The sequence below is a fragment of the Mycolicibacterium cosmeticum genome, assembly GCF_000613185.1.
GTDB lineage: Bacteria > Actinomycetota > Actinomycetes > Mycobacteriales > Mycobacteriaceae > Mycobacterium > Mycobacterium cosmeticum.
In genome coordinates this window covers 1183739-1209565 of the sequence record NZ_CCBB010000001.1, presented here as the reverse complement: position 1 = coordinate 1209565, position 25827 = coordinate 1183739, and the positions used below count along the sequence as shown (strand labels likewise).

The 25827-nt window shown below is 68.2% G+C and carries 24 protein-coding genes and 1 tRNA gene; 16 read left to right on the top strand and 9 right to left on the bottom strand.

Annotated features, from left to right (window positions below; translation table 11 throughout):
- Positions 1 to 38: 38 nt before the first annotated feature.
- On the bottom strand, positions 39 to 1628 hold the full coding sequence (locus BN977_RS32260; RefSeq protein WP_036396673.1) for a hypothetical protein: 1590 nt from the start codon (positions 1626 to 1628) through the stop codon (positions 39 to 41).
- Between the two features lie 295 nt (positions 1629 to 1923).
- Here BN977_RS32260 and BN977_RS05760 point away from each other — a divergent pair, with 295 nt between their 5' ends.
- Positions 1924 to 2274, top strand: a complete 351-nt coding sequence (locus tag BN977_RS05760; RefSeq protein WP_036396672.1) for a hypothetical protein — start codon at positions 1924 to 1926, stop codon at positions 2272 to 2274.
- On the opposite strand, the gene BN977_RS05755 is transcribed toward BN977_RS05760, so the two are convergent.
- Together BN977_RS05755 and BN977_RS05750 are read right to left on the bottom strand one after the other, a co-directional pair.
- Complete coding sequence (locus BN977_RS05755; RefSeq protein WP_036396671.1) at positions 2268 to 2939, bottom strand: alpha/beta fold hydrolase; 672 nt, start codon at positions 2937 to 2939, stop codon at positions 2268 to 2270. The genes BN977_RS05760 and BN977_RS05755 overlap by 7 nt on opposite strands.
- Complete coding sequence (locus tag BN977_RS05750) at positions 2936 to 4057, bottom strand: FAD-dependent monooxygenase (RefSeq protein ID WP_036396669.1); 1122 nt, start codon at positions 4055 to 4057, stop codon at positions 2936 to 2938. The genes BN977_RS05755 and BN977_RS05750 overlap by 4 nt, the downstream gene beginning before the upstream one ends.
- Positions 4058 to 4128: 71 nt before the next feature.
- Between BN977_RS05750 and BN977_RS05745 the strand changes: the two genes are divergently transcribed.
- The 5 genes from BN977_RS05745 (at position 4129) to BN977_RS05725 (ending at position 9777) form a co-directional block, all read left to right on the top strand.
- Positions 4129 to 5019: a LysR family transcriptional regulator gene (locus BN977_RS05745; RefSeq protein WP_036396668.1), complete on the top strand. Its 891-nt coding sequence runs from the start codon at positions 4129 to 4131 to the stop codon at positions 5017 to 5019.
- Positions 5012 to 7735: a DNA polymerase I gene (gene polA / locus BN977_RS05740; RefSeq protein ID WP_036396667.1), complete on the top strand. Its 2724-nt coding sequence runs from the start codon at positions 5012 to 5014 to the stop codon at positions 7733 to 7735. Before BN977_RS05745 ends, polA begins: the two co-directional genes overlap by 8 nt.
- Before the next feature lie 133 nt (positions 7736 to 7868).
- A complete protein-coding gene (locus BN977_RS05735) occupies positions 7869 to 8339 on the top strand; it encodes a nuclear transport factor 2 family protein (RefSeq protein ID WP_036396666.1) in 471 nt (156 codons plus the stop codon).
- Positions 8336 to 9193: an NAD(P)H-binding protein gene (locus BN977_RS05730; RefSeq protein ID WP_036396665.1), complete on the top strand. Its 858-nt coding sequence runs from the start codon at positions 8336 to 8338 to the stop codon at positions 9191 to 9193. Before BN977_RS05735 ends, BN977_RS05730 begins: the two co-directional genes overlap by 4 nt.
- Positions 9181 to 9777, top strand: a complete 597-nt coding sequence (locus tag BN977_RS05725) for a TetR/AcrR family transcriptional regulator (RefSeq protein ID WP_234709503.1) — start codon at positions 9181 to 9183, stop codon at positions 9775 to 9777. The genes BN977_RS05730 and BN977_RS05725 overlap by 13 nt, the downstream gene beginning before the upstream one ends.
- On the opposite strand, the gene BN977_RS05720 is transcribed toward BN977_RS05725, so the two are convergent.
- Entirely contained in the window at positions 9756 to 10913 is a 1158-nt protein-coding gene (locus tag BN977_RS05720; RefSeq protein WP_046873007.1) for a PrsW family intramembrane metalloprotease, read from the bottom strand. The genes BN977_RS05725 and BN977_RS05720 overlap by 22 nt on opposite strands.
- A 148-nt stretch (positions 10914 to 11061) precedes the next feature.
- Here BN977_RS05720 and rpsA point away from each other — a divergent pair, with 148 nt between their 5' ends.
- The 3 genes from rpsA to coaE all read left to right on the top strand — a co-directional run bounded on the left by rpsA (position 11062) and on the right by coaE (position 15045).
- Entirely contained in the window at positions 11062 to 12504 is a 1443-nt protein-coding gene (gene rpsA, locus BN977_RS05715) for a 30S ribosomal protein S1 (RefSeq protein WP_024451918.1), read from the top strand.
- A 112-nt stretch (positions 12505 to 12616) separates the two neighbouring features.
- On the top strand, positions 12617 to 13852 hold the full coding sequence (aztD, locus tag BN977_RS05710; RefSeq protein ID WP_036396663.1) for a zinc metallochaperone AztD: 1236 nt from the start codon (positions 12617 to 12619) through the stop codon (positions 13850 to 13852).
- 29 nt (positions 13853 to 13881) lie between these two features.
- The gene (gene coaE, locus BN977_RS05705; protein WP_024451916.1) at positions 13882 to 15045 is read left to right on the top strand and encodes a dephospho-CoA kinase; all 1164 of its coding nucleotides are present in this window, start codon (positions 13882 to 13884) and stop codon (positions 15043 to 15045) included.
- A 4-nt stretch (positions 15046 to 15049) separates the two neighbouring features.
- Here coaE and BN977_RS05700 read toward each other — a convergent pair whose 3' ends face one another.
- From BN977_RS05700 to BN977_RS05690, 3 genes are read right to left on the bottom strand one after another with little or no spacing between them, the layout of a single operon-like run.
- Positions 15050 to 15571, bottom strand: coding sequence for a hypothetical protein (locus BN977_RS05700; protein WP_024451915.1), 522 nt, complete (start codon positions 15569 to 15571; stop codon positions 15050 to 15052).
- Positions 15572 to 15582: 11 nt separating this feature from the next.
- Positions 15583 to 16056: a ribonuclease FAU-1 family protein gene (locus BN977_RS05695; protein WP_036398506.1), complete on the bottom strand. Its 474-nt coding sequence runs from the start codon at positions 16054 to 16056 to the stop codon at positions 15583 to 15585.
- 32 nt (positions 16057 to 16088) lie between these two features.
- Positions 16089 to 16382: a hypothetical protein gene (locus BN977_RS05690; protein ID WP_036396662.1), complete on the bottom strand. Its 294-nt coding sequence runs from the start codon at positions 16380 to 16382 to the stop codon at positions 16089 to 16091.
- A gap of 59 nt (positions 16383 to 16441) precedes the next feature.
- On the opposite strand from BN977_RS05690, the gene uvrB reads away from it, so the two are divergent.
- Both uvrB and BN977_RS05680 read left to right on the top strand, forming a co-directional pair.
- Complete coding sequence (gene uvrB / locus BN977_RS05685) at positions 16442 to 18613, top strand: excinuclease ABC subunit UvrB (RefSeq protein ID WP_024451913.1); 2172 nt, start codon at positions 16442 to 16444, stop codon at positions 18611 to 18613.
- A 44-nt stretch (positions 18614 to 18657) separates the two neighbouring features.
- Positions 18658 to 20091 (top strand): MFS transporter, encoded by a 1434-nt coding sequence (locus BN977_RS05680; protein ID WP_036396661.1) that lies wholly within the window; start codon positions 18658 to 18660, stop codon positions 20089 to 20091.
- Here the strand turns inward: BN977_RS05680 and BN977_RS05675 are convergent.
- On the bottom strand, positions 20067 to 20801 hold the full coding sequence (locus tag BN977_RS05675) for an MgtC/SapB family protein (RefSeq protein ID WP_024451911.1): 735 nt from the start codon (positions 20799 to 20801) through the stop codon (positions 20067 to 20069). The two genes, BN977_RS05680 and BN977_RS05675, sit on opposite strands and share 25 nt — an antisense overlap.
- 91 nt (positions 20802 to 20892) lie before the next feature.
- Here BN977_RS05675 and BN977_RS05670 point away from each other — a divergent pair, with 91 nt between their 5' ends.
- Positions 20893 to 21645, top strand: coding sequence for a DUF899 domain-containing protein (locus tag BN977_RS05670; RefSeq protein ID WP_036396660.1), 753 nt, complete (start codon positions 20893 to 20895; stop codon positions 21643 to 21645).
- Positions 21646 to 21705: 60 nt separating this feature from the next.
- A tRNA-Cys gene (locus BN977_RS05665) sits at positions 21706 to 21779 on the top strand.
- Between the two features lie 13 nt (positions 21780 to 21792).
- On the opposite strand, the gene BN977_RS05660 is transcribed toward BN977_RS05665, so the two are convergent.
- On the bottom strand, positions 21793 to 23061 hold the full coding sequence (locus BN977_RS05660; RefSeq protein ID WP_051561088.1) for an MFS transporter: 1269 nt from the start codon (positions 23059 to 23061) through the stop codon (positions 21793 to 21795).
- 711 nt (positions 23062 to 23772) lie between these two features.
- Here BN977_RS05660 and BN977_RS05655 point away from each other — a divergent pair.
- The 3 genes from BN977_RS05655 to BN977_RS05645 all read left to right on the top strand — a co-directional run bounded on the left by BN977_RS05655 (position 23773) and on the right by BN977_RS05645 (position 25807).
- Complete coding sequence (locus tag BN977_RS05655; RefSeq protein ID WP_036396659.1) at positions 23773 to 24366, top strand: TetR/AcrR family transcriptional regulator; 594 nt, start codon at positions 23773 to 23775, stop codon at positions 24364 to 24366.
- Positions 24367 to 24505: 139 nt separating this feature from the next.
- Positions 24506 to 25090: a DUF308 domain-containing protein gene (locus BN977_RS05650; RefSeq protein WP_109790168.1), complete on the top strand. Its 585-nt coding sequence runs from the start codon at positions 24506 to 24508 to the stop codon at positions 25088 to 25090.
- Between the two features lie 81 nt (positions 25091 to 25171).
- Entirely contained in the window at positions 25172 to 25807 is a 636-nt protein-coding gene (locus BN977_RS05645) for a LysE family translocator (protein WP_036396656.1), read from the top strand.
- Positions 25808 to 25827: the final 20 nt, after the last annotated feature.

Sequence of the window (25827 nt, the reverse complement as noted above, 5' to 3'; positions counted from 1 at the left end):
GTCCGAGCGCGAAACTGAAACGTGTTGCAGTTCGGTGGTCAGGTGCTGGTGGGTGGAACGACTGGACCGATGGGCACGCGGATGGAAGCTCCATTTATGGCCCAGGTCAACGCGTCGTAGGGCGGCCAGGAGTAGCTGTAGGAGGGGACGACGGCTCGCGCAAAATTGCCCAGCGTCGATTGCACGATGAAGTCCTGGATCTGCGGGAGGCCGTGGAAGTGGTCATTGGCGTTCAACTCGACCGCCGAGACGAAGAGCGAGAACGCCGAGTTCGGCGTCGTCAATGCGGCCTCCGACGGCACGAACGTGTAGGTGTAGGTGCCGTCGCCATGATCGGTGTAGGTGATGGTGCCGTTCCGCACCGGGGTCAGATTGACTTGTAGCGGGTCGCCGTCGATATCGGTCGCGGTGATCTGACCCGTATAGCTGCCGTCGGCGTTCTTGGTGGGTGCGCTGATGGTCACGGTGGGGAGGGTGTTGTTGAACGTCCGGTTGAACCATCCCTGCAAGCCGTAGACCAAGGTGGTCAGCGGGTCGGTGAATGCGGCAGCGGTGGGGACCGACGCGGCGGTCAGCTTCGCCGATACCTTCGCGCCGGCAGTCGGATCGGTGTTACCCCACGGCACGCCGGGGACGGTGGCGCGCGTGGTGGCGTAATCCGGTGCGCTGTACGGCGGATAGTGCAGCTGCCCGAATGCATTGTGCAGGGCGGTCTGCACCACCTGCCCGATGATCTGGCCGAAGCCGTGGTAGTGCTCGTCGGCGTTCGCCTCCACCACGGTGACGCCGATGGCGCCGCTGGTGGGGCGGGTCAGGGCGTAATCGGACGGGGTGATCGTGTAGTGGCCACTCTGGTCGATGGTCACGATGCTGCCGTCGTAGGGCCGGACCACCGAGTAGACCAGCGGGTCGCCGTCCTTGTCGGTCGCGATCACCTGTCCTGAGTAGGTGCCGTCGGAGTTCAGTGTCGGCGCGCTGACGCTGACGATCCTCGGTTTGTTGTTGAAGTACTGGACCTGGATGGCGTGGCCCCAGGATTGGACGGCGGCGATGAGGCCGGCGAGGGGATTGGCGGGCGCGGTGGTCGCGGCGGGCGCGGCCGCGGCCTTGGCCGTCGCCGCTACTTTCGGGGTGGTGGTCGTGGCTGCCGACTGCACCGCCGGAGTGGTGTCGGCCTTGGTGGCGTTCGCACGTTTGAGGGTGCCGTCCTGCTGTGTGCTGGTGGGGTTTTCGTCACCGGCGGACGTCGCGCTGGCATCGGTATCCGGCTTGGTGTCGGACTTGGAATCGGACTTGGAATCGGACTTGGTGTCAGGCCTGGAATCGGCCTTCGTGTCGGGTTTGGCGTCGGCCCGGTGCCGGGGCTTCTTCTTCGGTGCCGACGTGGTGTTCTGCGACGGCGTCGTGTTCGGTGACGTCGACGCGGTCTCGTGCGACGGGGCCGTCGAGGCCGAGTCATGGTTCGTGGCGCCGGACGAGTTGGACGCCGCGCCGGAGCCCTCCGCGTCGGCGTTGGCCACCGCCGCGCCGGTGGTGAGTGCGGCACCGATGCCCAGTGTGATCGCGCCGGCGCCCAGCCATGCCGTCACCGCGGGTTTGGCGCGCTCGGTGCGATGCCGTCCACCCATGTCAGATCCCTCCCCGAAAGACTGTTGCCTTAGCTAAATACCATCCGAGGCGGGTTGGAGCAACGATTTCATCCGATGTTCTCGTTACTATGCGACACCCGCCCGATTAGCACGCCTCCGGCGAATATCCGTGGTATTAGGGACTTTTCGATGGACGGCGTGTGATGGTCGTTGCGATGGCAAAGAGTTCGGGCGTTGCTCGGGGCGATTGCTTGTTGGGATCGGTAGCCACCGGACACCGGTGCACTCATGGTCGGACCGGGCCGATGGGGCGCCGGGGAAACGGAGCAGTGCCATGGGATTCTTCGACAAGGCCAAAGAGAAGGCCAGGGAAGCCGCTGCCGCCGCGCAGCAGGGTTTGCAGCAGCCGATCGACCCCGCGATCTTCGGCGGTCCGTCGAACCGGCCGGTGGCCGCCGACGATCCGATCTGGGCGCCGATCAACGGTTTTTCACTCGAGGATTACGCCGCCTTGGCGCGTGCCGCCCAGGCGCGCAGCATCACCGACGAGGCGGGCATGATCGCGCTCGCTCAGGAGCGGGGCTGGGATCCGGCCGATACCAAGGCGGCTCTGGACGGCTGGGTGCAACGCATGGGCCAGTCGATGGCCGTCGGCCAGAAGTTCCGCACGCTCTTGGGTTACTGAGCGGCCGCCTCGCAGAGGATGCGCACCAGATCGTCGTGGTTGTCCCGCATCAGATTGTGGGCGCCGTCCAGGGCATGGGTCACCCAGGTCGGGTCGGCGCGCAGCCGCTCGAAGGTGGGGGTGAACGGGGATGGTGTCGGCCACCCTTTGGCGTAGACGTAGTCGCGCCGGCGGAAGGTGGACAGGTTCCCCCGTAGACGCACCGGTTGCATCAACGCGGCCAACGGGTGGGCGGTCGCGCGTGGATCGAAGAACGGTAGTGGCGGTACCCCGTAGCCGGTCGCATCGACATTCGTATACCACTGGCGCTGTTCGTCATTGGTCAGCGTCCAGCACGAGTCGCCGTCCCGGGGTACGAACGCGTCCAGGTACACCAGTGAATCGATTTGTGCGCCGGCACGATCGGCCACCGCGGTGGTCACCATGCCGCCGTAACTGTGCCCGACGAGCACCGCGTCGGACACCCGGCGTGCCTCGAGTTCGGCCAGTACGTCGGCGATATGGGTCTCCAGGTTCACCCCGGCGTGCAGCAGGTGTGCCCGCTCGGCGACACCGGTGAGCGTCGGCGCAATCACCCGGTGGCCGCGGTCGCGCAGTGCGGCAGCCAGGTCGTCGAAACACCAGCCGCCGTGGCAGGCGCCGGGGATCAACACGAAGGTGGTCATCGAGAACTCCTGTCTGCGAACGTTTTCCGTCGGTAGTCGGCCGTCACCCGGGCCAGGTCCTCGGGTGCGCTGCGGTGCATCTCTCGGTTGGCGTGCACCACGGCGGTGGTCTCCGGGACGCGGCGCGCGTGGTAACCGGCAAGGCCGCGCCCGGATGCCAGCTCGTCGGCCAGTGCGCGGGCGTCGAGGATGGCCTGCGAGCCGCCGTTGGCGCCCACCGGATACATCGGGTGCGCTGCGTCGCCGAGCAGCGTCACCCGGCGGGTGCCCCAGTGCGACAACGGCTCCCGATCCACCATCGGATACTGGAACACCGCATCGGAGGTCGCGACCAGCCGCTCGGTGTCCAACCAGTCCAGGCGCCAGTCCGCCATCCGGGCACTCACCTCGGCCGGGTCCCCGGGGGTGTTCCAGCCGGCGTCGCCGGGCAGTGGTCCGGGCGCCGACTCGACGACCTGCAGCACCCAGTTCACCAGCCCGCCGCCGAGCGGATAGGTGACCAGCTCGACACCGTCGGGGCCTTTGACGATCGCCATGGTGCGCCCGTCCAGGAATGCCGGCATGTGTGCCGCGCCGCGGAACATCCGCACGCCGGACCACAGCAGGGGATCGGGGCCTCGGTGCAGCAGGGACCGGACCCGTGAATGGATGCCGTCCGCACCGACCAGGATGTCGGCGCGGACGTCCCCGGCCCGGGTGCCCACCATGACCCCGTCATCCGATTCGGTGACGTCGGTGACCGCGGCGCCGGTGCGCACGGCATCGCGGCCCAATCGGTCGAGCACCGCATCCAACAGCAGCATCTGCAGGCGCCCACGGTGCACCGAACACTGCGGGTAGCCGTACCCGCCCTCGATGCCGCGCGGTTCGCGGAACAGCAGGGTGCCGTCGTGGCGGTAGAAGTCGATCACGGCCGGGGCGGCCGCCATGGCCCGCAACTGCTCGCCCAAACCGAGTTCGTGTAGTTCGCGGACGGCGTGCGGCAGCAGGTTGATACCGACCCCGACGGCGCGAAGCTCGCGCGCGGACTCCAGAACGGTCGCTTCGATCCCGGCGGCGTGCAGCGTGAGCGCGGCGCTGAGGCCGCCGATGCCGGCTCCTGCGATGAGGATCTTCATCTCTCCAGGGTGCGCGGACCAGCTGTTATTCGTCCAATACCATCTGCGCACGGAAACTATAATCAATCGTTATGGAACTCCGGCAGCTCGAGTATTTCGTCGCCGTCGTCGAAGAGGCCAACTTCACCAGGGCCGCGCAGCGGATGCTGGTCGCCCAGCCGGCCGTCAGCACGCAGGTGGCCCGCCTGGAGCGCGAGCTGGGTCAGCCTCTGCTGGACCGGTCCCGCCGGGAGGTCCGGCTCACCGCCGCCGGGCAGGCGGTGCTGCCCTTTGCCCGGGCGGCGCTGCGCGCGGTCCGGCAGGCCCGCACCGCCGTCGACGAACTCACCCACCTGGTCCGTGGCGTCGTCACCATCGGCACGGTCACCTCGCACAACGTCGACATGCCGCGGCTGCTCGCCGACTTCCACCACGCCCACCCGGGCGTCGAGATCATGTTGTCCACCGACACCTCCGACGCCCTGATCGACGGGGTGCGCACCGGCCGCCTCGACGTTGCGATCGCCTCGGTGGGCGCCGGTGAGGTCCCCGACGGCCTGGCGGTGCTGCCCACCACCGAGCAGGTGATCGACGCCGTGGTCGGGCCGGACGACCCGTGGGCCCGGCGCCGCACGGTCGGTCTGGCGGCGTTGGCGGGCCGGCCGCTCATCTCGCTGCCGGTCGGCGGCGGTATCCGCCGCCAGTTCGACATCGCGTGCGCGTCCGCCGGGGTGTCCCCGCGGGTGGTGTTCGAGGCAGCCACCCCAGAGGCGCTGGCCGATCTGGCCGCGCGGGGACTGGGGGTGGCCATCGTGCCGCGTTCGGTGTCCAGGGCACGCCAGGACGTGCACGCCATCGCGATCGTGCCGGAGCTTCGCGGCCGGCTGGTGCTCGCGTGGCGGGCCGCCGGACCGGTCAGCCCGGCGGCCCGGGCGCTCGTGGAGATGGCCCGGGAACTGCTGGGCGTCGGTGGTGATGAATAGAGTGAGGGCCGTGAGTTCAACCGCGACGGACACGTCATCCTCGAAGCCGACCCTGATGCTGCTGGACGGCAACTCACTGGCATTCCGCGCGTTCTACGCGCTGCCGGCCGAGAACTTCAAGACGCAGGGCGGCTTGACCACCAACGCGGTGTACGGGTTCACGGCCATGCTGATCAACCTGCTGCGGGACGAACAACCCAGCCATGTGGCCGCAGCGTTCGACGTGTCGCGCAAGACCTTCCGCAAGGACAAGTACCCGGAGTACAAGGAGGGGCGCTCGGCCACCCCCGACGAGTTCCGCGGCCAGATCGACATCACCAAAGAGGTGCTCAACGCGCTCGGCATCACGGTGCTGGCCGAAGAGGGCTTCGAGGCCGACGACATCATCGCGACCCTGGCCACCCAGGCGCAGGACACCGGGTACCGGGTGCTCGTGGTCACCGGTGACCGGGATTCGCTGCAGTTGGTCAGTGAGGACGTCACCGTGCTGTACCCGGTCAAGGGCGTCAGCGAGCTGACCCGGTTCACCCCGGAAGCCGTCCAGGCCAAGTACGGACTCACGCCCACCCAGTACCCCGACTTCGCCGCACTGCGCGGCGACCCGAGCGACAACCTGCCCGGCATTCCCGGCGTGGGGGAGAAGACCGCCACCAAGTGGATCGTCGAACACGGCTCCCTGCAGGCGCTTGTCGACAATGTCGACCAGGTCAAGGGAAAAGTCGGGGATGCGTTGCGCGCCAACCTTTCCCACGTGGTGCTCAACCGTGAGCTGACCGAGCTGGTGAAGAACGTGCCGCTGGCGCAGACGCCGGACACGCTGCGCATGCTGCCCTGGGACCGCGACCACATCCATCGGTTGTTCGACGATCTGGAATTCCGGGTGCTGCGCGACCGGCTCTTCGACACGCTGAGCTCCGCCGATCCCGAGGTGGACGCCGGTTTCGAGGTGCGCGGCGGTGTGCTGCCGGCCGGGGAGCTGGCGGCCTGGCTCGCCGAGCACAGCAACGGTCGCCGGTTCGGCCTGGCGGTGGTGGGCACCCACAAGGCCTTCGATTCCGACGCCACGGCGCTGGCCATCGCCTCGGCCGACGGTGAAGGTTGCTATCTGGACACCGCCACGTTGAGCCCCGAGGACGAGGCGGCGCTGGCGTCCTGGCTGGCCGACCCCGGTCCGCCCAAGGCGGTGCACGAGGCCAAACTTGCCATGCACGACCTGGCCGGCCGCGGCTGGACGCTGCGCGGGGTCACCTCCGACACGGCGCTGGCGGCCTACCTGGTGCGCCCCGGGCAACGCAGCTTCTCCCTCGACGACCTGTCGCTGCGCTACCTCAAACGCGAACTGCGCGCCGAAGACACCGGACAGCAACAACTTTCGTTGCTCGACGACACCGACGGCGTCGATGAGCAGGCGGTGCAGACGCTGCTGCTGCGCGCCTCGGCGGTGGGTGACCTTGCCGACGCGCTCGACGAGGAACTGGCCCGCATCGACTCGTCGTCCCTGCTGGATCGGATGGAGCTGCCCGTCCAGCGGGTGCTGGCCGAGCTGGAAGCCACCGGCATCGCGGTGGACATCGCGCACCTGCAGGAGCTGCAGAGCGAGTTCGGCGACCAGATCCGCGACGCCGCGGAGGCCGCCTACGCCGTGATCGGCAAGCAGATCAATCTCGGCTCGCCCAAACAGCTGCAGGTGGTGCTGTTCGACGAACTGGAGATGCCCAAGACCAAGAAAACCAAGACCGGCTACACCACCGATGCCGATGCGCTGCAATCACTGTTCGACAAGACGGGCCACCCGTTCCTGCAGCACCTGCTGGCACATCGGGATGCCACGCGGCTGAAGGTCACCGTCGACGGTCTGCTGGCCTCGGTCGCCTCCGACGGTCGCATCCACACCACCTTCAACCAAACCATCGCGGCCACCGGCCGGCTGTCGTCCACCGAGCCGAACCTGCAGAACATCCCCATCCGCACCGAGGCCGGCCGGCGCATCCGGGACGGCTTCGTGGTCGGCGCCGGCTTCTCGGACCTGATGACCGCCGACTACAGCCAGATCGAGATGCGCATCATGGCGCACCTGTCCGGGGATGCGGGGCTCATCGAGGCCTTCAACACCGGCGAGGATCTGCACTCGTTCGTCGCGTCGCGGGCGTTCGACGTGCCGATCGACGAGGTCACCCCGGACCTGCGGCGCCGCGTCAAGGCGATGTCCTACGGTCTGGCCTACGGGCTGAGTGCCTACGGCCTGTCGGCCCAGCTGAAGATCAGCACCGAAGAGGCCAAACTCCAGATGGACCAGTACTTCGCGCGCTTCGGCGGCATCCGCGACTACCTGCGTGACGTCGTCGACCAGGCCCGCAAGGACGGTTACACCTCCACGGTGTTGGGCCGCCGGCGCTATCTGCCCGAGTTGGACAGCAGCAACCGCAATGTGCGGGAGGCCGCCGAACGGGCCGCGCTGAACGCGCCGATCCAGGGCAGCGCCGCCGACATCATCAAGGTGGCGATGATCAACGTCGACGCGGCGATCAAGTCGGCGGGCCTGAAATCCCGGATGTTGTTGCAAGTGCACGACGAATTGCTGTTCGAGGTGGCCGAGGGCGAGCGGGAGACGCTGGAGGCGCTGGTGCGTGAGCACATGGGCGGGGCCTATCCGCTGGACGTGCCGCTGGAGGTGTCGGTGGGATACGGCCGCAGCTGGGACACCGCGGCGCATTAGCGCCGCGCATCGATGGGGTGGGCGCATGAGCGCCGCGCCTAACGGACGGTTTCGACTCGGAATAAAAGGCTGGTTTCCTCTCGTTCTGACCTATTACGATACGATCTAGTTCCGTAATAGAAAGGTCAGGTTGATGGAGCAAGCGCTCAGTACCGACCAGCGACGCCGCCGCGCCCACGCAACCATGGACCGGTTGGTGGCGGCCCTGTTGGCGCACGACATGGACGCCTTCGCCGACGAGTGGGCCCCCGACGGGACCATGACATTCCCATTCGCCCCGCCCGGCTGGCCGCACCTGCGCGGCCGCGAGGACGTCCGCGCCTACCTTTCCGGATATCCCGAGGTCGTCGACATCCGCGGTATCACCCACCAGACCCGGCACGACACCACCGACCCCGACACCGTCGTCGTCGAGTGGGGAGTCACCGGCATCGCGCGCAAAACCGGCCGCAAGTACGACCTGGACTACGTCGCGTTCGTCACCGTGGGCGCCGAGGGCATCGTCGCCTACCGCGACTACTGGAACCCGCTGGCGGCGGGCACCGCGCTGGACGGCCTCGACGAGATGGCCGACGCCTTCACGAAATACGAGGGCAACGCATGACCGGCAGCGTCTTGGTTCTGGGAGCGAGTGGAAACACCGGTTCGGCCGTCGTCGACGCGCTCGCCGAGTATCCAGACGTGCGGGTGCGGACGGGCGCGCGGCGCCCCATCGGCCCCGCGACCGCCGAGCAACGCCGTTTCGACTGGACCGACCCCGAGACCCATCAGCGCGCTCTCGACGGTGTCGACCGCGTCTACCTCGTCGCTCCGGTGGGTGACCCCGACCCGGTGCGGCTGGTGGGCCCTTTCCTGCAACAAGCCGTCGCGATGGGGGTGCGCCGCGTCGTGCTGCTCAGCTCCTCGGCGGTCGCCGACGGCGATCCAGGCCTGGGCGTGGTCGCCACCGAAGTGCGGAAGCTGTTGCCGGAGTGGGAGATTCTGCGACCGTCGTGGTTCATGCAGAACTTCGTCGGACGCCATCCGCTGGCCGACAGCATCCGCGCGACGGGCGAGTTCGTCACGGCCACCGGGCACTGCCGGATACCGTTCATCGACGCCCGCGACATCGGCCGCTGCGCGGCCCGGCTACTCACCGCCGAGCGGGCCGGCAACGCCGAACACCACCTGACCGGCCCGCAGGCGCTGAGCTACGACGACGCGGCGGCGGTCATGGCGGCGGTCACCGGGCGCCCCGTCCGGCACCGTGCCGTGGACCCGGGCTCGTATATCGAAACCCTTGTCGCGTCCGGGTACGACCGAGCCTTCGCCTCGGCGCTCGCCGCGCTCGACGAGCAGATACGTGACGGTAGACAAGCGCATGTCACCGACACCGTGGAACGGCTCACCGGGCGGGCGCCCACGGCGTTCGCCGACTACCTGCGTGAGCACGCCGGGCTGGCGTCATGTCCGGTGTGACTGCAGGCAGGCCGCGCGACACCACGGTGACTGCAGCGATCCTGGAAGCCGCGATGGCAGAGCTGGCCGACAACGGGTTTCGCGGCCTCACAATGGACGGCGTGGCGCGGCGAGCCGGCGTCGGCAAGAGTGCCATCTACCGGAGGTGGCCGTCCAAGGTGGAGATGACCGCCGAGGCCATGCGCATGCTGAGTGTCGACGCCGGACCGCCGCCGGACACCGGCTCCTTCACCGACGACATCCTGGCCCTGCTCGACGAGGTCCGGACGTGGTTGAGCGACAGCCGGATTCGCCGGGTGTATCCGGATCTGCTGGCCGAGGCGCAACGTGATCCGGTGCTGGCCGAGGCCCTGATGGACCACGTCGGCCGCCCGCGACGGGCGCGGGCCCAAGCCGTGCTGGATCGTGCCGCCGGACGGGGCGACATCGCGGCGGGCGCGGACCAGGACCTGATGCTGGATGCGATGGGAGCGCTGGTGTTCTGGCGGCTCATCGCACTGGGGCGTCCGGTGAGCGACGAACACCTGCGCCGCCTGGCGCGCCTGATCGGCGCGATGGCGCGTCAGGACAGCGGCGCGCGGTAGTTGGTCAGCCAGCCCAGCGCCGGTGCCGACGCCCGGGCGCCGTGCACCCAGTAGGCCTCCTCGTTGAGCAGTGCCTGCACCCTGGCGTCCCCGAATCCGCGGTCGATCCGGTCCCGGACGAACGCCAGTTCCACCACCTGGGCGGCGAAATCGCGCACCGTGCGGCCGGCGGCCTTGCCGTGGTGGCGGGTGACCTCGGCGATCGCGTGCTTGCGGCCGCGCAGCGACCCGAGCCAGGTGGCCTCGTTGGCGGTGATCAGGCCGGCCGCCACCATCCCCGGCAGCTTCTCGGCCACCACCCGCTGTTCCCGCCGCCGGCTGTACACGCCGAGCGCGATCGCCAGCGCGAAGATCGGAACCATCCACAGCACGTACACTGCGAAGTAGGTCTCGATGCCCAGCAGCGACGACCCGTTCCACAGCATGTGCATCACCACCGCGGCGCCGTAGCCCAGGCCGATGCAGGCCACCTTGCCGCTGGTTCCGCGTTGTCGGAGCGCGAAGTAGACGCCGATCCCGGTGAAGGTGGTGAACAGCGAGTGCGCGAACGGGGCCATCACCAGGCGCAGCGCGGCGGTCAGCAGCGAGGTGGCCACCGATTCACCGTTCGCGATGTAGAGGATGTCCTCCAACCAGGCGAAACCGGCACCGACCAGGCCCGCGTACACCAGGCAGTCGGTCAGTGAGTTGAGCTCGTTGCGGCGCCGCCCGGTCATCATGACCAGTAGGAACAGGCCCTTGGCGGCTTCCTCGATGAGCGGGGCGCGGATCGCCGTGGATTCGAACCCCTCCGGCAGGCCGGCCACCGGGGTGACCGCCGCATCGGCCCACAGTTCGAAGATCAGCGAGACCACGATCGCCAGCGAGGCGCCCCAGATGAACGCCAGCTGCAGCAGCCGCGTCGGCTCCGGTTCCCAACGGTCCAGCCACAGATAGCTGAGCACCACGACGGTGATCGCCACCGTGGACAGCACGAAGCCGATCGCGGTGCCGACGGGATTGGCCAGCGTCAACAGGATGATCAGCAGCCCGGTGATCGTCCCGAGCCCGATCAGCACCGCCAACGGGGCGCCGACGGCGCGCGCCCGGCCAGGCCACGGCGGTATCGGCGGGTGCGGCAGATGGGGTGGGTGCACGTCAGCAGGTTAACCGGGTTTGGCCAGCGTGCACCCGGTCGAGTACGCTTTGGAAGTACCTGTGTGTCCGTCGGTTCGGTGGACGCCGCAGGAACACAAAAATCATCATCTGTCCCTACGATTGAACCTGTCCGGAGCAACCCACCACATGCCAAGTCCCTCCGTCACGTCCCCGCAGGTAGCCGTCAACGACATCGGCTCCGCGGAAGACTTCCTCGCCGCCATCGACAAGACCATCAAATACTTCAACGATGGCGACATCGTCGAAGGGACCATCGTCAAGGTGGACCGCGACGAGGTCTTGCTCGACATCGGCTACAAGACCGAAGGTGTCATTCCTTCCCGCGAACTTTCCATCAAGCACGACGTCGACCCCAATGAGGTCGTTTCCGTGGGCGATGAGGTCGAAGCCCTGGTCCTCACCAAGGAGGACAAGGAAGGCCGTCTGATCCTCTCCAAGAAGCGTGCGCAGTACGAGCGCGCCTGGGGCACCATCGAGGAGCTCAAGGAGAAGGACGAGGCCGTCAAGGGCACCGTCATCGAGGTCGTCAAGGGCGGCCTGATCCTCGACATCGGCCTGCGCGGCTTCCTGCCCGCCTCCCTGGTCGAGATGCGTCGTGTCCGCGATCTGCAGCCGTACATCGGCAAGGAGATCGAGGCCAAGATCATCGAGCTGGACAAGAACCGCAACAACGTGGTGCTGAGCCGCCGCGCCTGGCTGGAGCAGACCCAGTCCGAGGTGCGCAGCGAGTTCCTCAACCAGCTCACCAAGGGCGCCATCCGCAAGGGTGTGGTGTCCTCGATCGTCAACTTCGGCGCGTTCGTCGATCTCGGCGGCGTCGACGGCCTGGTGCACGTCTCCGAGCTGTCCTGGAAGCACATCGATCACCCGTCCGAGGTGGTTCAGGTGGGCGACGAGGTCACCGTCGAGGTGCTCGACGTCGACATGGACCGCGAGCGGGTTTCGCTGTCGCTCAAGGCGACTCAGGAAGACCCGTGGCGCCACTTCGCCCGCACCCACGCCATCGGCCAGATCGTGCCGGGCAAGGTCACCAAGCTGGTGCCGTTCGGTGCGTTCGTCCGCGTCGAAGAGGGCATCGAGGGCCTGGTGCACATCTCGGAGCTGTCCGAGCGCCACGTCGAGGTCCCGGACCAGGTGGTCCAGGTCGGCGACGACGCGATGGTCAAGGTCATCGACATCGACCTGGAGCGTCGCCGGATCTCGCTGAGCCTCAAGCAGGCCAACGAGGACTACACCGAGGAGTTCGACCCGTCGAAGTACGGCATGGCCGACAGCTACGACGAGCAGGGCAACTACATCTTCCCCGAGGGCTTCGACGCCGACACCAACGAGTGGCTCGAAGGCTTCGACAAGCAGCGCACCGAGTGGGAAGCCCGGTACGCCGAGGCCGAGCGTCGCCACAAGATGCACACCGCCCAGATGGAGAAGTTCGCCGCTGCGGAGGCCGAAGAGGCCGCCCGCCCGACGTCTTCGTCGTCGAACGGTCGCTCGGAAGAGTCCGCTGGTGGTTCGCTGGCCAGCGACGCCCAGCTCGCCGCGCTGCGCGAGAAGCTCGCGGGCAACGCGTAACAGTTCTGTACGAAGGACTCCCCGGCTGGTTTCAGCCGGGGAGTTTTTCGTTGCGGCACATGCACATATCGCTTTTTGACAATCATTTTCAACAACTGTTTGACTCGCCGTCATGTCGACGCCGATGCGAGTCCTTGCCGCGCTGTCCGTTTCGCTGATCGCCGCGGGCTGCGGTAAACCCGACGGTGACACCGCAGCCACCTCGCCGCAGCCGGCCGCGCCGTCCACGTCGGTCAAGCCCACCGAACAAGCTTCGCCCACACCACGTTTGGCGTTGAGCTACGACGGTGGAGTGCTCGTCCTCGACGCCGAAACCCTGCGCCAGGTGGCCGATATCCCGCTGGACGGGTTCGTGCGGCTCAACTCCGCCGCCAACGGCCGGCACGTCCTGGTGTCGCAGTCCGACGGTTTCGCGGTCCTGGACCTGGGCACCTGGACCGACCGGCACGGTGACCACGGCCACCACTACACGGCACCCCCGAAGCTGACCGATATCCGCTTCGGCGGCGCCGAACCCGGCCATGTGGTGGCACACGACGACATGCTCACCCTCTTCAGCGACGGCACCGGCGCCGTCGACGTGGTGGACCCGGCCAAACTCCTCAAGGGGGACACCGCCGTCCGCAGCACCACCGTGACCACGCCGCATCACGGTGTCGCCGTGGCCCGCGCCGACGGCACCACCGTCGTCAGCGTCGGCGACGAGGAGACCCGTTCCGGCGCGGTCATTCTCGACGGGACCGGCGTCCCCGTGGCCACCAACGAGAGCTGCCCGGGGCTGCACGGTGAGGCTGCCGCCGCAGGAGGAGTCCTGACCTTCGGCTGCCAGGACGGCATCCTCGTCGTGCGCGGCAACGACATCCGCAAAGTGGCCAGCCCCGACCCGTACGGCCGGATCGGCAACCAGGCCGGCAGCGACGCCTCCCCGGTGGTGCTCGGCGACTACAAGACCGACCCGGACGCCGAACTGGAGCGGCCCCGCCGGTTCACCCTCACCGACACCGCGACCGGGGCCCTGCGGGTGGTGCCCATCGACGCCAGCTACAGCTTCCGGTCCCTGGACCGCGGCCCCAAGGGTGAGGCGGTCATCCTGGGCACCGACGGCCACCTGCACGTCTTCGATCCGGTGACGGCCCAGCGCACCGCGCACATCCCGGTCATCGGCGCCTGGATGGAGCCCGACGTGTGGCAGTCGCCCATGCCCAACCTGCACATCCAGGACGGCATCGCCTATGTCAGCGACCCGGCCGCCCAGCGGCTGGTCGCGGTGAATCTGGCCGACGGCAAGACCGTCGCCCAGACGCAGCTGGCACACCCGACCGTCGAACTGACCGGCGTCGCCGGCTGAGCCGGGATCGGGCCTGACAGACTGGTGCGGTGCTGCGGATTGGGTTGACCGGTGGGATCGGTGCGGGCAAGTCGACGGTGTCCTCGACATTCAGTGAACTGGGCGGGATCGTCGTCGACGGTGACGTCATCTCCCGGGAGGTCGTCGAACCGGGAACCGAAGGCCTGGCCCGGCTGGTCGAGGCTTTCGGGGACGGCATTCTGCAGCCCGACGGCGCACTGAACCGGCCCGCGCTGGCGGCCGTCGCGTTCAGCGACGAGGAGAAGCGCCAGACCCTCAACGGGATCGTGCACCCGCTGGTCGCGCACCGGCGCTCCGAACTGATCGAAGCCGCAGGCACCGACGCCGTGATCGTGGAGGACATCCCGCTGCTGGTGGAATCCCACATGGCGCCGATGTTCCCGTTGGTGGTCGTGGTGCACGCGGACCCCGAGCTGCGCGTCAAGCGGCTCATCGAGTACCGCGGCTTCACCGAGGCCGACGCCCGGGCCCGCATCGCCGCCCAGGCCACCGAGGAACAACGCCGGGCGGTCGCCGATGTGTGGCTGGACAATTCGGGCTCGCCGGGCGAACTGGTGGAGAAGGCGCGCTGGTTGTGGCACGAGCGCATCCTGCCGTTCGCGCACAACCTCAAGGCCGGCGTTCCGGCCCGCCGGGAACCCTCCGTGGTGACCTACGACCCGGACTGGGCCGAACAGGCGCAGCGGATCATCGCCCGGCTCAACACCGCCTGTGGGCACCGTGCGGTGCGGATCGACCACATCGGCTCCACCGCGGTGCCGGGCATGGACGGCAAGGACGTCATCGACATCCAGATCACCGTGCCCGGCCTCGACGTGGCCGACGAACTCGCCGACGCGCTGCTGGCCGCCGGCTATCCGCGGGTCCCGGCGTTCACGATGGACTCCGTGCACGGCGACGATCCGGCCGTGTGGCACAAGCGGTTCCACGCCTCGGCGGATCCGGGCCGGCCCACCAACGTGCATCTCCGGGTGGACGGCTGGCCCAATCAGCGGTTCGCGCTGTTGTTCGTCGCGTGGCTGCGCGCCAATCCCGGTGTGCGCGCCGACTATCTGGCGGCCAAGCACGCGGCGCTGGCCGCCCCGGACTACGCCGTCGCCAAGGAGCCGTGGTTCCTGGACAACTATCGGCGCGCGCAGCTGTGGGCCGAGGGCACCGGCTGGCAGCCGTGAGCCGCTACTGCGCCGGCGGCGGGACGGGCTCCTGGCCGGGCACCGGGATGTTCAGCGGCGCACCGCATTGCAGCGTGCCGTACAGCGGGTCATCCTTCACGCGGAACACCCGCGGGGCGATGAACTGATCGGCCTGCGCCACGGTCTGGTCGTCCACCAGGATCTCGCAGTGCAGGTTGGAGCCGTAGGGCCACTGGATGGACAGCTCCATTCCGGCCAGCTTCGGATCCGCCATCACCGTGTTGATCTCGAACGTCTGCCCGGGCAGCAGCGTGGGTTGCTCGCTGTTGACGTTGTGGTCGTCGGCCTTGTAGGCCACCACCGCGCCGCGTGAGGTGCCGTCAGCCCTGGCCTTGTAGGTGACGTTGTGTAACAACGGGGCAGCCGGATCCGTGGCCGGTGGGGGCGGTGGTGCCGGTTCCGGGTCGGCCGTCGCGACCGCCGGGAACAACTGCCCCGCGCACAGCACCAAGACCGACAGGGCAGAACCGACCCCAGCCACTCCTGCGCGCCTGGTAACACTCATACCGCCAGACATTACGCCCGCCAGGTCAGCGGCATATCCCGACCTCGCAGCCAGCGCCCGAGGTCGTAGTCGTGGCGGGCCAGCGCGTCCACCGTGGCAACCGCGGTGTGGATGGCCCGTTGGGCGGTGTCCGCGCTCAGCAGGCCCGCCCCGGCGGCGGCGAGCAGCTCGTCGACGTCGGTCAGGCCGACGTCGCGGCCGGTGCGCACCACCAGGTCCAGGTAATGGTCTTCGGCCTGCCACCTGTCGGCGCCGGCGGTGTACCGGCCCACGTCCAGGTAGAAGTCCTGGTCCCGCTCGTACCCGGGGTTGAAGTGGAACACCGACGCGCGCAGATCCAGATCGGGCAGCAGCCAGGACTCCAGGTAGTGGAACTGTGCCCGGCCCGGGGTCGGGCGGGCCATGTACAACCCCCAGGGCCGCACCGTGTAGACGTCGACGGCGCGCACGATGCCCTTGGGATCGGTGTTGGTTGCCGCGCGCAGATCGAAGACCTCGCGTTTGGGCGGATGGACGCTCACCGCCACCTACGCAGATCCAGCACCAGCGGGCCTTTGCCCGCCGGCCGGGTCAACAGCCGCAGCACGAAGCCGATGACGATCGCCACCCAGCATCCGGTCCACACCAGATCGGCGGCCTCCAGCCAACTGCACTGGTGACTGACGCCGCTGTCGTCAGAGGCGCAGCTGGAGCCCAGGAACGCGGCGATCTGCGCTGGTCCGGGCCAGATCAGCAATACCGCGCAGGCCAGGCCGCCGAGCAACAACAGCAGGCCCAGCAGACGCAACGCGATGCGGGCGGGTTCGGGCACGGCGTCACCGTAACCCAGGGGGAATGAAGATGTCGGTGTCCGCGCTTAACCTGGTGACCATGGCTTTCGCTACCGAACATCCCGTGCTGGCGCACTCGGAGTACCGACCTGCCGCCGACGCCGTCGACGGCATCGTGCGTGCCGGCGGCCAGTTCACCGTGGTCAGCGAGTACCAGCCCGCCGGTGACCAGCCCGCCGCCATCGACGAACTGGAACGCCGCATCAGGGCGGGGGAGCGCGATGTGGTGCTGCTCGGCGCCACCGGCACCGGTAAATCCGCGACCACGGCGTGGCTCATCGAGCGGCTGCAGCGGCCCACCCTGGTGATGGCGCCGAACAAGACGCTGGCCGCGCAGCTGGCCAATGAGCTGCGGGAGATGTTGCCGCACAACGCCGTCGAGTACTTCGTCTCGTACTACGACTACTACCAGCCGGAAGCGTACATCGCGCAGACCGACACCTACATCGAGAAGGACAGCTCCATCAACGACGATGTCGAGCGGCTGCGGCACTCGGCCACGTCGAGCCTGCTGTCCCGGCGCGATGTCGTGGTGGTCGCCTCGGTGTCCTGCATCTACGGCCTCGGCACGCCGCAGTCCTACCTGGACCGGTCGGTGGAGCTCAAGGTCGGTGACGAGGTGCCCCGCGACGGGCTGCTGCGGCTGCTGGTCGACGTGCAGTACGACCGCAACGACGTGGCGTTCACCAGGGGATCGTTCCGGGTGCGCGGCGACACTGTCGAGATCATCCCGTCCTACGAGGAACTCGCCATCCGGATCGAGTTCTTCGGCGACGAGGTGGAGGCGCTGTACTACCTGCACCCGCTCACCGGCGACGTGGTGCGCCAGGTCGATTCGGTGCGGATCTTCCCGGCCACCCACTACGTCGCGGGTCCGGACCGGATGGCGCACGCCATCTCCACCATCGAGGCCGAGCTCGAGGAACGGCTCGCCGAGCTGGAGGGCCAGGGCAAGCTGCTGGAAGCGCAGCGGCTGCGGATGCGCACCAACTACGACGTCGAGATGATGAAGCAGGTCGGCTTCTGCTCGGGTATCGAGAACTACTCGCGGCATATCGACGGCCGCCCGGCCGGGTCGGCGCCGGCCACCCTGCTGGATTATTTTCCCGAGGACTTCCTGCTCGTCATCGACGAGTCGCACGTCACGGTGCCGCAGATCGGCGGCATGTACGAGGGCGACATGTCCCGCAAGCGCAACCTGGTCGATTTCGGGTTCCGCCTGCCGTCGGCCGTCGACAACCGGCCGCTGACGTGGGAGGAGTTCGCCGAACGGATCGGGCAGACGGTCTACCTGTCGGCGACGCCGGGCAACTACGAGATGGCCCAGGCCGGAGGCGAGTTCGTCGAGCAGGTGATCCGCCCGACCGGGCTGGTCGACCCGCTGGTGCGGGTCAAGCCGACCAAGGGACAGATCGACGATCTGATCGGCGAGATCCGGCTGCGCACCGAACGCGACGAGCGGGTGCTGGTGACCACGCTGACCAAGAAGATGGCCGAGGATCTCACCGACTACCTGCTCGAGATGGGCATCCGGGTGCGCTACCTGCACTCCGAGGTGGACACCCTGCGCCGGGTCGAGTTGCTGCGCCAGTTGCGCCTCGGCGAGTACGACGTGCTGGTCGGCATCAACCTGCTCCGCGAGGGCCTGGACCTGCCCGAGGTGTCGCTGGTGGCCATCCTCGACGCCGACAAGGAGGGCTTCCTGCGGTCACCGCGCAGCCTGATCCAGACCATCGGCCGTGCCGCGCGCAACGTGTCCGGTGAGGTGCACATGTATGCCGACAAGATCACCGACTCGATGAAGGAGGCGATCGACGAGACCGAGCGCCGCCGCGCCAAGCAGATCGCCTACAACGAGGCCAACGGCATCGACCCGCAGCCGCTGCGCAAGAAGATCGCCGACATCCTCGACCAGGTGTACCGGGAAGCCGACGATACCGAGAACGTCCAGGTCGGCGGCTCCGGCCGCAACGCCTCCCGCGGGCGCCGCGCGCAGGGCGAGCCGGGCCGCGCGGTCAGCGCCGGCATCATCGAGGGCCGCGACACCACCAACATGCCGCGCGCCGAGCTGGCGGACCTGATCAAGGACCTGACCGAGCAGATGATGACCGCGGCGCGCGATCTGCAGTTCGAGCTGGCGGCTCGGATCCGCGACGAGATCCAGGACCTGAAGAAGGAGCTGCGCGGGATGGACGCGGCCGGCCTGAAATGACGCACCTTGACCTCAACCGCGGTTGAGCCTCTAGCGTCGCCGTCGTGACCGAGACGCGCGCCGACACCGCGACCGCAGGCAGTTGGCGGGAGCTGCTGGGACCGAAACATCTTGGGGCATCGACGGTTCTGGCCGGTGGCGTCGCGTTGTATGCGACCAACGAGTTCCTCACCATCAGCCTGCTGCCCAGCGCGGTCGCCGAGATCGGCGGGCACCGGTTCTACGCCTGGGTCACCACGGTGTACCTGGTCGCCTCGGTGGTGGCGGCCACCACCGTCGGCGCGGTGCTGAGCCGGCTGGGGCCGCGCCGGGCGTATCTGGCCGGGCTCACGGTGTTCGGTGCGGGCAGCCTGTTGTGCGCCATCGCGCCCACGATGGAATTCCTGCTCCTCGGCCGGACGGTGCAGGGCGCGGCCGGTGGGCTGCTGGCCGGGCTGGGTTATGCGGTCATCAATGCGGCGCTGCCGCAATCGTTGTGGGTGCGGGCCTCGGCGCTGGTGTCGGCGATGTGGGGGGTGGGCACCCTGCTCGGGCCCGCCGGTGGCGGACTTTTTGCGCAATTCGGCTCGTGGCGTTGGGCTTTCGGGGTCCTGGTGATCCTCACCGCGGCCATGGCCGTGCTGGTGCCCGTCGCGCTGCCCGGTCGGGCGGCCACCGGCACCGAGGCGGCTGCGCTGCGGATCCCGGTCTGGTCCCTGTTGTTGTTGGGTGCGGCGGCGCTGGTCATCAGTGTGGCCGGCATCCCGCGCAACCCGGTCTTGACGGCGGTGCTGCTGGCCGGTGGGCTGGGTTTGATCGCGGCCTTCCTGGCGGTGGACCGGGTGCGGGCGGCTCAGGCGTTATCGGTGTTGCCGCCCAGCGCTTTCCGGCCCGGACCGCTGAAGTGGATGTACCTGACCCTGGGCCTGTTGATGGCCGCGACGATGGTGGACATGTACGTGCCGTTGTTCGGGCAGCGGCTGGCCCACCTCGAGCCGGTGGTGGCCGGGTTCCTCGGTGTCGCCCTCGCGGTCGGATGGACCAGCGGCGAACTGGTCAGCGCGTCGGTGGACCGGCGTCGGGCGGTGGTCCGGATCGTGGCCGTCGCGCCGCTGGTGATGGCGATCGGGTTGGGGTCGGCGGCCCTGAGCGTGCGCCCGGACGCCTCCGTCGGGGTGACCATCGGCTGGGCACTGGCCTTGCTGGTGACCGGAACCGGGATCGGGATGGCGTGGCCGCACCTGTCGGCGTGGGCGATGGGAACCGTGCAGGACCCGTCGACCGAAGGCGCCACCGCGGCCGCGGCGATCAACACCGTGCAGCTGATCTGCGGGGCGTTCGGCGCGGGCCTGGCCGGTGTGATCGTCAACGCGCAGCACGATGACGTGTCGGCGGCGCGGTGGATGTTCGCGGTGTTCAGCGCGCTGGCGGCGGTTACCGCGGTGGCCGCCTACCGGGCCACCCGGCCGGCACCTCAGTCCGGATCCTCGTCGAGCTGACGGATCGAGGTCACCCCGTCGATGCCGGCGAGCACCAACGGGGCCTGGGTGACGCCGTTGCCGGCCAGGGTGAGGATCGCCCCGGACAGATGGGCCGGGGCGTCGAGTGGTTTCCCGCCGGGGTCGGCGGCCAATTCGGTGAGCTGCCAGCGGCGCCGATCGCAGGCCGCCAGGAGCTGCGTCATGACGCCGCGGCCCTCCTCGTAGGTGACGTGCATGCGGACCGATCCGGACAACCGGGCCGCCAGCCGGCGTGCCACCGGCATGAACCCGACGATGATCAGGAAGTGGATTGCCGTCACCGTGACGGCCAGCAGCAGCAGTCCCGCGCCGGCGGCCATGCCGATGGCCGCCGATTCCCACACCGCCGCCGCGGTGGTCAGACCGTGCACCGCGCCGCGGCGGGTGATGATGATGCCCGCGCCGAGAAAGCCGATACCCGAGACGATCTGGGCCGCCACCCGGGACGGGTCGACCATGACCGTCCCGGCGACCAGCACGTCGGAGAATCCGTACTTGCTGATCAGCATGATCAACGCCGCGGCGGTGCCGACGATGGTCTGGGTGCGCAGCCCCGCGGCCTTGCCCTGGATCTCGCGTTCCAGTCCGATCAGCGCGGTCAAGCCGAAGGCGGCGAACAACTCGACGACCTGACGGGTGCCCTGGCCGGGACCGCCGAACAGTGGGGGATCGGCCAGCCACTCAATCATGCGAACAACCTAGACCGCGCGAGGTCCGCCGCGATGAATTTCCGCGGCGCGCCAGGTCTGCATCACGACCGGACTCGAAGGAGGTCGACCGATGTCGTTGAGCACCGCTTATCCCGATGTGGTGTCCCGTGAACAGTGGCTGGTGGCCCGGAAGCGGCTGTTGGCGCGGGAACGTGAAGTCACCCATCTGCGCGACGCCGTCAACGCCGAACGCCGGCGGTTGCCGATGGTGAAGGTGGACAAGGACTACCGGTTCGACGGGCCTGCCGGCGAAGTCGGCCTGGTCGACCTCTTCGAGGGACGCCAGCAGCTCTACATCCACCACTTCATGTGGCTCGACGATATCGACCAGGGGTGCCCCAGTTGCACGGCCGCCGCCGACCTCACGTTCACCGAATCGGACCGGGCCTTGCTGACGGCCAAAGGGGTCACCTTCGCCTGCGTGTCTCGCGCGCCCTACGCCAGCATCGCCCGGTATCGCGACGCGCACGGCTGGACGTTCCCGTGGTACTCGTCGCGGGACGGAGACTTCACCTATGACTTCGGCGTCACGCTCGACCCGGAACGGGCTGAGGTGCAATACAACTACAAGTCCCTCGACGAGTTGCACGCCGACGGCTGGTCGGATCGTGACCTGCGCGGGGACTGGCCGGGTGCCAGCGTCTTCCTGCGCCGCGGCGACGAGGTGTTCCACACCTACTCGGCGTATGCCCGCGGGCTGGACCACGCCGCCGTCGGCTATCCGTTCCTGGACCTCACGCCGTTCGGCAGGCAGGAACCATGGGAGGACTCCCCACCCGGCTGGCCGCAGCGGGGGGTCGCCGCGGGCTTGCCGCACGAATAGCGATCACGGCGAGCGCAACCGTTGGCACTGGTCGGCGGTGGTGGCAGTGTTCGTGGTGCTGCGGGTGTGGCTGAGTGGCTAGGCACCGGCCTGCAAAGCCGTTTACACGGGTTCGAGTCCCGTCACTCGCTCCAGCACCGACCGGCGTCAACCGGCCACGGTGGCCTCGCCTTCGGGCTGGTCATCGCGGGCCGGGGCGTCGGCGTCCCGGTTCAGGGTTTCCGGGACGCCGACCACCAGCACCACCAACGCCAGCACCGCGATGGCCGTCAACGTGAGCATGGCTGCGGCATAGCCGAATCCGGCGTACACCGCACCGGCCAACGTCGGGCTCAGTGCGCCGCCGATACCTTGCACCATGGTGGCCGCGCCCATCGCCACGTTGTAGCGACCGGTTCCCCTGGTCAGGTCGGCGACCATGACCGCGAACAACGGTCCTTGCAGACCGGCGCCCACGCCGTCGAGCAGTTGGATCGCGATCACCAGCGCCGGATTGCCGGCGCAGGCGAAGAGCAATCCACGCAAGGGGAGTACGGCGAACGCCAGCAGGAAGAGGGGTTTACGACCCCAGCGTTCTGTCGACCCGGTCAGCAGGGCCATCGGGATCATCACCACTTGGGCGACGATGATCAGCGCGGCCTGGTAGAGCGCCCCGGTGTGGCTGTGGCCCAGCGCCAGTTGTTGTCCGGCGATGGGCAGCATGGCCCCGTTGGCGAGTTGCCACAACCCGACGACGGCGGCGAGCATCAGCAGCGGCCGATTGCGCAGCAGCACACCGAATCCGGACGGTCGGTCGCCGGTTCCGTCGTCGCTGCGCAGGCCGCGGGCCCGCCGGTCATCGATCAGCGATCCCTTGACCATCATCGTGGTCAGCACCACGAGAATGCCGAACAGGCTGGCGATCCAGAAGCCCAACCGCAGGCTCACCAGGTAGCCGGCCAGGCCCGCGACGGTGGAACCCACCACATTCCCGGCGTGGTTGAACGCCGTCATCTGTCCCGTCTGCGCCGCATAGCGTTTCGGACCCACCAAGCCCAGCGCCATCGCCGCGAGCACCGGGCCGACGACCACACCACCGATCCCCGTCAGAAGTTGCGCCGCGGTCACCACCGCCAGCGTCGGCTCCAGCGTGACGATGAGGGTTCCCACCGAGGTCAAGGCGGCGGCGACGGCGAGCAAGGTGCGTTTGTGCGTCGACTTGTCGATCAACGCACCCGCCGGCGCGTTGAGGAACAACCCGATCGCGCCACCGAGGGTCAGCATCACGCCGATGCTCGCCGGGTTCCAGCCGTGCATGTTGATCAGGTACACCCCGAGGAAGGGGCCGAGTCCGGACTGCACGTCGGCGATGAAGAAGTTCACCGCGTTCAGGGCCCGCAGCGAGCGGCGCAAGTCGCTCGGCGTGCCGGGCGTCACGAGGTGCGCCGGGTGAGGGTCTCGTAGGCGAGGCGCCCTCTGGTGAATGTCGCGGCGTCACCGCCTTGGTCTGGATGATGCCGGGCGGCGTACCGACGCCACGCTCGCCGCACGTCTGCGGCGGTGAACACCTCGCCCAGTCCGAGTATCTTCCGTGGATCGCTGGGCGGCTCCGGCAACTGCGGTAACCCCATGGCGGGATCTCCGGGGGAAGGTCTTTTCGAGCCGCCCGGTGGTGGTGGGTTGCCCGAATTCGCCTTTTTGCCAGCAGCTTTCGCGCCGCCTGCCTTCTTTCCGGGGGCTTTCTTGCCGGGGACCTTCTTGCCAGGAGCTTTCTTGACCGCCTTTTTCGCCGGAGCCCTCTTCGCCGCCTTCTTGGCCGCCTTCTTGGCCGGCCGCGCGGAGTCACCTGCGTCCGATCGCCGTGCTGGGTGTCCCACGGGCGGCGCCCTTTCGGTACGAGCCGTCCGGCAGCAGAAAGGCTGCCTGCGACAGCAGAACAATGCCGCCCCTGCGGCGGCGATTCTTCATACCCGGCGACCGAATCGATCGAAACCGCTCACAGGAATGGCCAAGGAAGGACTCAGTATTCGTTACGCCAACGGGGTGTGGCCCTGCTCTCGGCGGGGGACGGGGCGTGCCACCCGCGGTCCGCACAACCCACTTGCCCATCTACCTATCAGAAGGTAGGTTGAGCGCACGACGAACGCCGTGTCCACCGCCGACGCGATTCTCCGGTGCGCGCGTTCCTCCATCATCGCCGGTGGCTACAACGGCTTCAGTTACGCCGATATCGCGGCGGTTGTCGGCATCCGTAAGGCGAGCATCCATCATCACTTCCCCACAAAGGTCGACCTCGTCCGAACCCTGGTGAAGCAGTATCGGGCGGAGGCCGAGGCGGGAATCGCTCATATCGAGCGCAACCATCCGGATCCGCTCGATCAACTCCGCGGCTATCTCGGCTTCTGGGAGTCGTGCATCGGCGAACCCGAAAGTAGCTACTGCCTTTGCGCATTGCTGGCAACACAAATCCCCGTGCTGCCCGACGAGATCGTGCACGAGGTGCGGTCCTACTTCCGACACCTGTCGGCCTGGCTGACCTCCGTGCTGGAACGCGGCGCTCGGCAGGGCACCTTCGCCTTGACGTATGACGCCCACACCGAAGCCGAAACGTTGATGGCCGCCGTTCACGGCGCCATGCTGTCGGCGCGTGCCTACGGCGACCCACACGCGTTCGCCGCGGTCACCCAGCCGGCCCTCGAGCGCCTGTGCGCACGCCCACCGAAAACAAACCGGTCGACCTAGACCAACCTACTGATAGGTAGAAGACCTACCGGAGCCCGTCAGCGGCTTCGGGTGACCCGCCGTGGGCGGGTTCGGCACGAACGCAGCGAGTCTGTTCCTCGCTGTCGAAGTTCGTGCGTCCTGAGATAGAGGAGAGATGATGACGGAAACCCTGGGTGAAGCGCGGCAGACCACCGGAGACGATGGCTGGCTGAAGCGGTATTACTTTGTCCGAGCCGCGTTTTCGATCGTGTGGGTCGGCGCCGCCGTCAGCCTGGCCGACAGTGCGATGGCCGTGGTTGCCGCGCTCCTGCTGATCTACCCGGCGTGGGATGCGGTTGCCAACGTGGTGGACGCCCGGCGCAATGGGGGCCTGAGGAGCAATCCGACCCAGACTTTCAACACCGTGGTGAGCTCGGTCACCACCATCGCCGTCGCCGTCGCGTTGACCTCGAGCATGAACGACGTACTGCGCGTATTCGGTCTGTGGGCTTCGCTGTCGGGTCTGCTCCAACTGGCCACCGCCGTGCGCCGGTGGAAGACCCACGGGGCGCAGTGGCCCATGATCATCAGCGGCATCCAGTCGACGGCAGCGGGGATCAGCTTCGTCATCAAAGCGAGCGCCCCCATGGCGCCTCAGGTGGACGCCATCGCACCCTATGCCGCCTTCGGTGCGTTCTACTTCCTGCTTTCGGCGATCTGGCTCACGGTCACCCAGGCCCGCCGTCGTCGCATCAATGGTTAGTGGGCGGCCTCGAACTCGGCTAGCGTCAAGAGGATCGGTCCCACACCGCGAACGCGGTGAACCGGAGAGGATCTGCTGCAGATGAATGCTGACGTGCTGTCCTTGTTGACCATCGCCGGGGCGATCGCGATCGGCGCGATGAGTCCTGGACCGAGCTTCGTGATGGTGGCACAGACCGCGCTGTCGACCACACCGCGCAACGGCCGCGTCGCCGCCGCCGGAATGGGTTGCGGTGGACTGATTTTCGCCACCGCCGCGACGACAGGTCTCGGTGCTGCGCTGATCTACGCCGGGCCGCTGTTCCTGGCGCTGAAGATCGCGGGCGGCATCTACCTGATCTATCTCGGTATCCGCCTGTGGCGCAGCGCCAACCGTGAGTCGACCACCCTTCAGATGCAGGGCGATGCGACCAGACGTACGTTCGTCACCGCGCTGTTGACACAGTTGAGCAATCCGAAGGCGATCGTCGTCTACGGCAGTGTCTTCGCCACCGCGCTCCCGCTACACCCGGCATCGTGGTTGTTGATCGCTCTGCCCATCACCGTGACGGCCGTCGAGGTGTGCTGGTATCTGATCGTCGCGACCGTGATGTCACGCCCCGGGCCGCGGCGAGCCTACCTGCGCGGCGCCAAGTCGATCGACCGGCTGGCGGGCGCGGCCATGGGCGGGCTCGGTGCGTTCTTCGCCATCGACGGGGTGCGGCGCGCGATCCAGTAGGTGCGGCGCACCACACGGGA

Bases quoted from the DNA above. Each gene is read 5' to 3' on its own strand.
- BN977_RS32260 (WP_036396673.1), bottom strand. From the start codon at position 1,628: ATGGGTGGACGGCATCGCACCGAGCGCGCCAAACCCGCGGTGACGGCA.
- BN977_RS05760 (WP_036396672.1), top strand. From the start codon at position 1,924: ATGGGATTCTTCGACAAGGCCAAAGAGAAGGCCAGGGAAGCCGCTGCC.
- BN977_RS05755 (WP_036396671.1), bottom strand. From the start codon at position 2,939: ATGACCACCTTCGTGTTGATCCCCGGCGCCTGCCACGGCGGCTGGTGT.
- BN977_RS05750 (WP_036396669.1), bottom strand. From the start codon at position 4,057: ATGAAGATCCTCATCGCAGGAGCCGGCATCGGCGGCCTCAGCGCCGCG.
- BN977_RS05745 (WP_036396668.1), top strand. From the start codon at position 4,129: ATGGAACTCCGGCAGCTCGAGTATTTCGTCGCCGTCGTCGAAGAGGCC.
- polA (WP_036396667.1), top strand. From the start codon at position 5,012: ATGAATAGAGTGAGGGCCGTGAGTTCAACCGCGACGGACACGTCATCC.
- BN977_RS05735 (WP_036396666.1), top strand. From the start codon at position 7,869: ATGGAGCAAGCGCTCAGTACCGACCAGCGACGCCGCCGCGCCCACGCA.
- BN977_RS05730 (WP_036396665.1), top strand. From the start codon at position 8,336: ATGACCGGCAGCGTCTTGGTTCTGGGAGCGAGTGGAAACACCGGTTCG.
- BN977_RS05725 (WP_234709503.1), top strand. From the start codon at position 9,181: ATGTCCGGTGTGACTGCAGGCAGGCCGCGCGACACCACGGTGACTGCA.
- rpsA (WP_024451918.1), top strand. From the start codon at position 11,062: ATGCCAAGTCCCTCCGTCACGTCCCCGCAGGTAGCCGTCAACGACATC.
- aztD (WP_036396663.1), top strand. From the start codon at position 12,617: ATGTCGACGCCGATGCGAGTCCTTGCCGCGCTGTCCGTTTCGCTGATC.
- BN977_RS05700 (WP_024451915.1), bottom strand. From the start codon at position 15,571: ATGAGTGTTACCAGGCGCGCAGGAGTGGCTGGGGTCGGTTCTGCCCTG.
- uvrB (WP_024451913.1), top strand. From the start codon at position 16,442: ATGGCTTTCGCTACCGAACATCCCGTGCTGGCGCACTCGGAGTACCGA.
- BN977_RS05675 (WP_024451911.1), bottom strand. From the start codon at position 20,801: ATGATTGAGTGGCTGGCCGATCCCCCACTGTTCGGCGGTCCCGGCCAG.
- BN977_RS05670 (WP_036396660.1), top strand. From the start codon at position 20,893: ATGTCGTTGAGCACCGCTTATCCCGATGTGGTGTCCCGTGAACAGTGG.
- BN977_RS05650 (WP_109790168.1), top strand. From the start codon at position 24,506: ATGACGGAAACCCTGGGTGAAGCGCGGCAGACCACCGGAGACGATGGC.
- BN977_RS05645 (WP_036396656.1), top strand. From the start codon at position 25,172: ATGAATGCTGACGTGCTGTCCTTGTTGACCATCGCCGGGGCGATCGCG.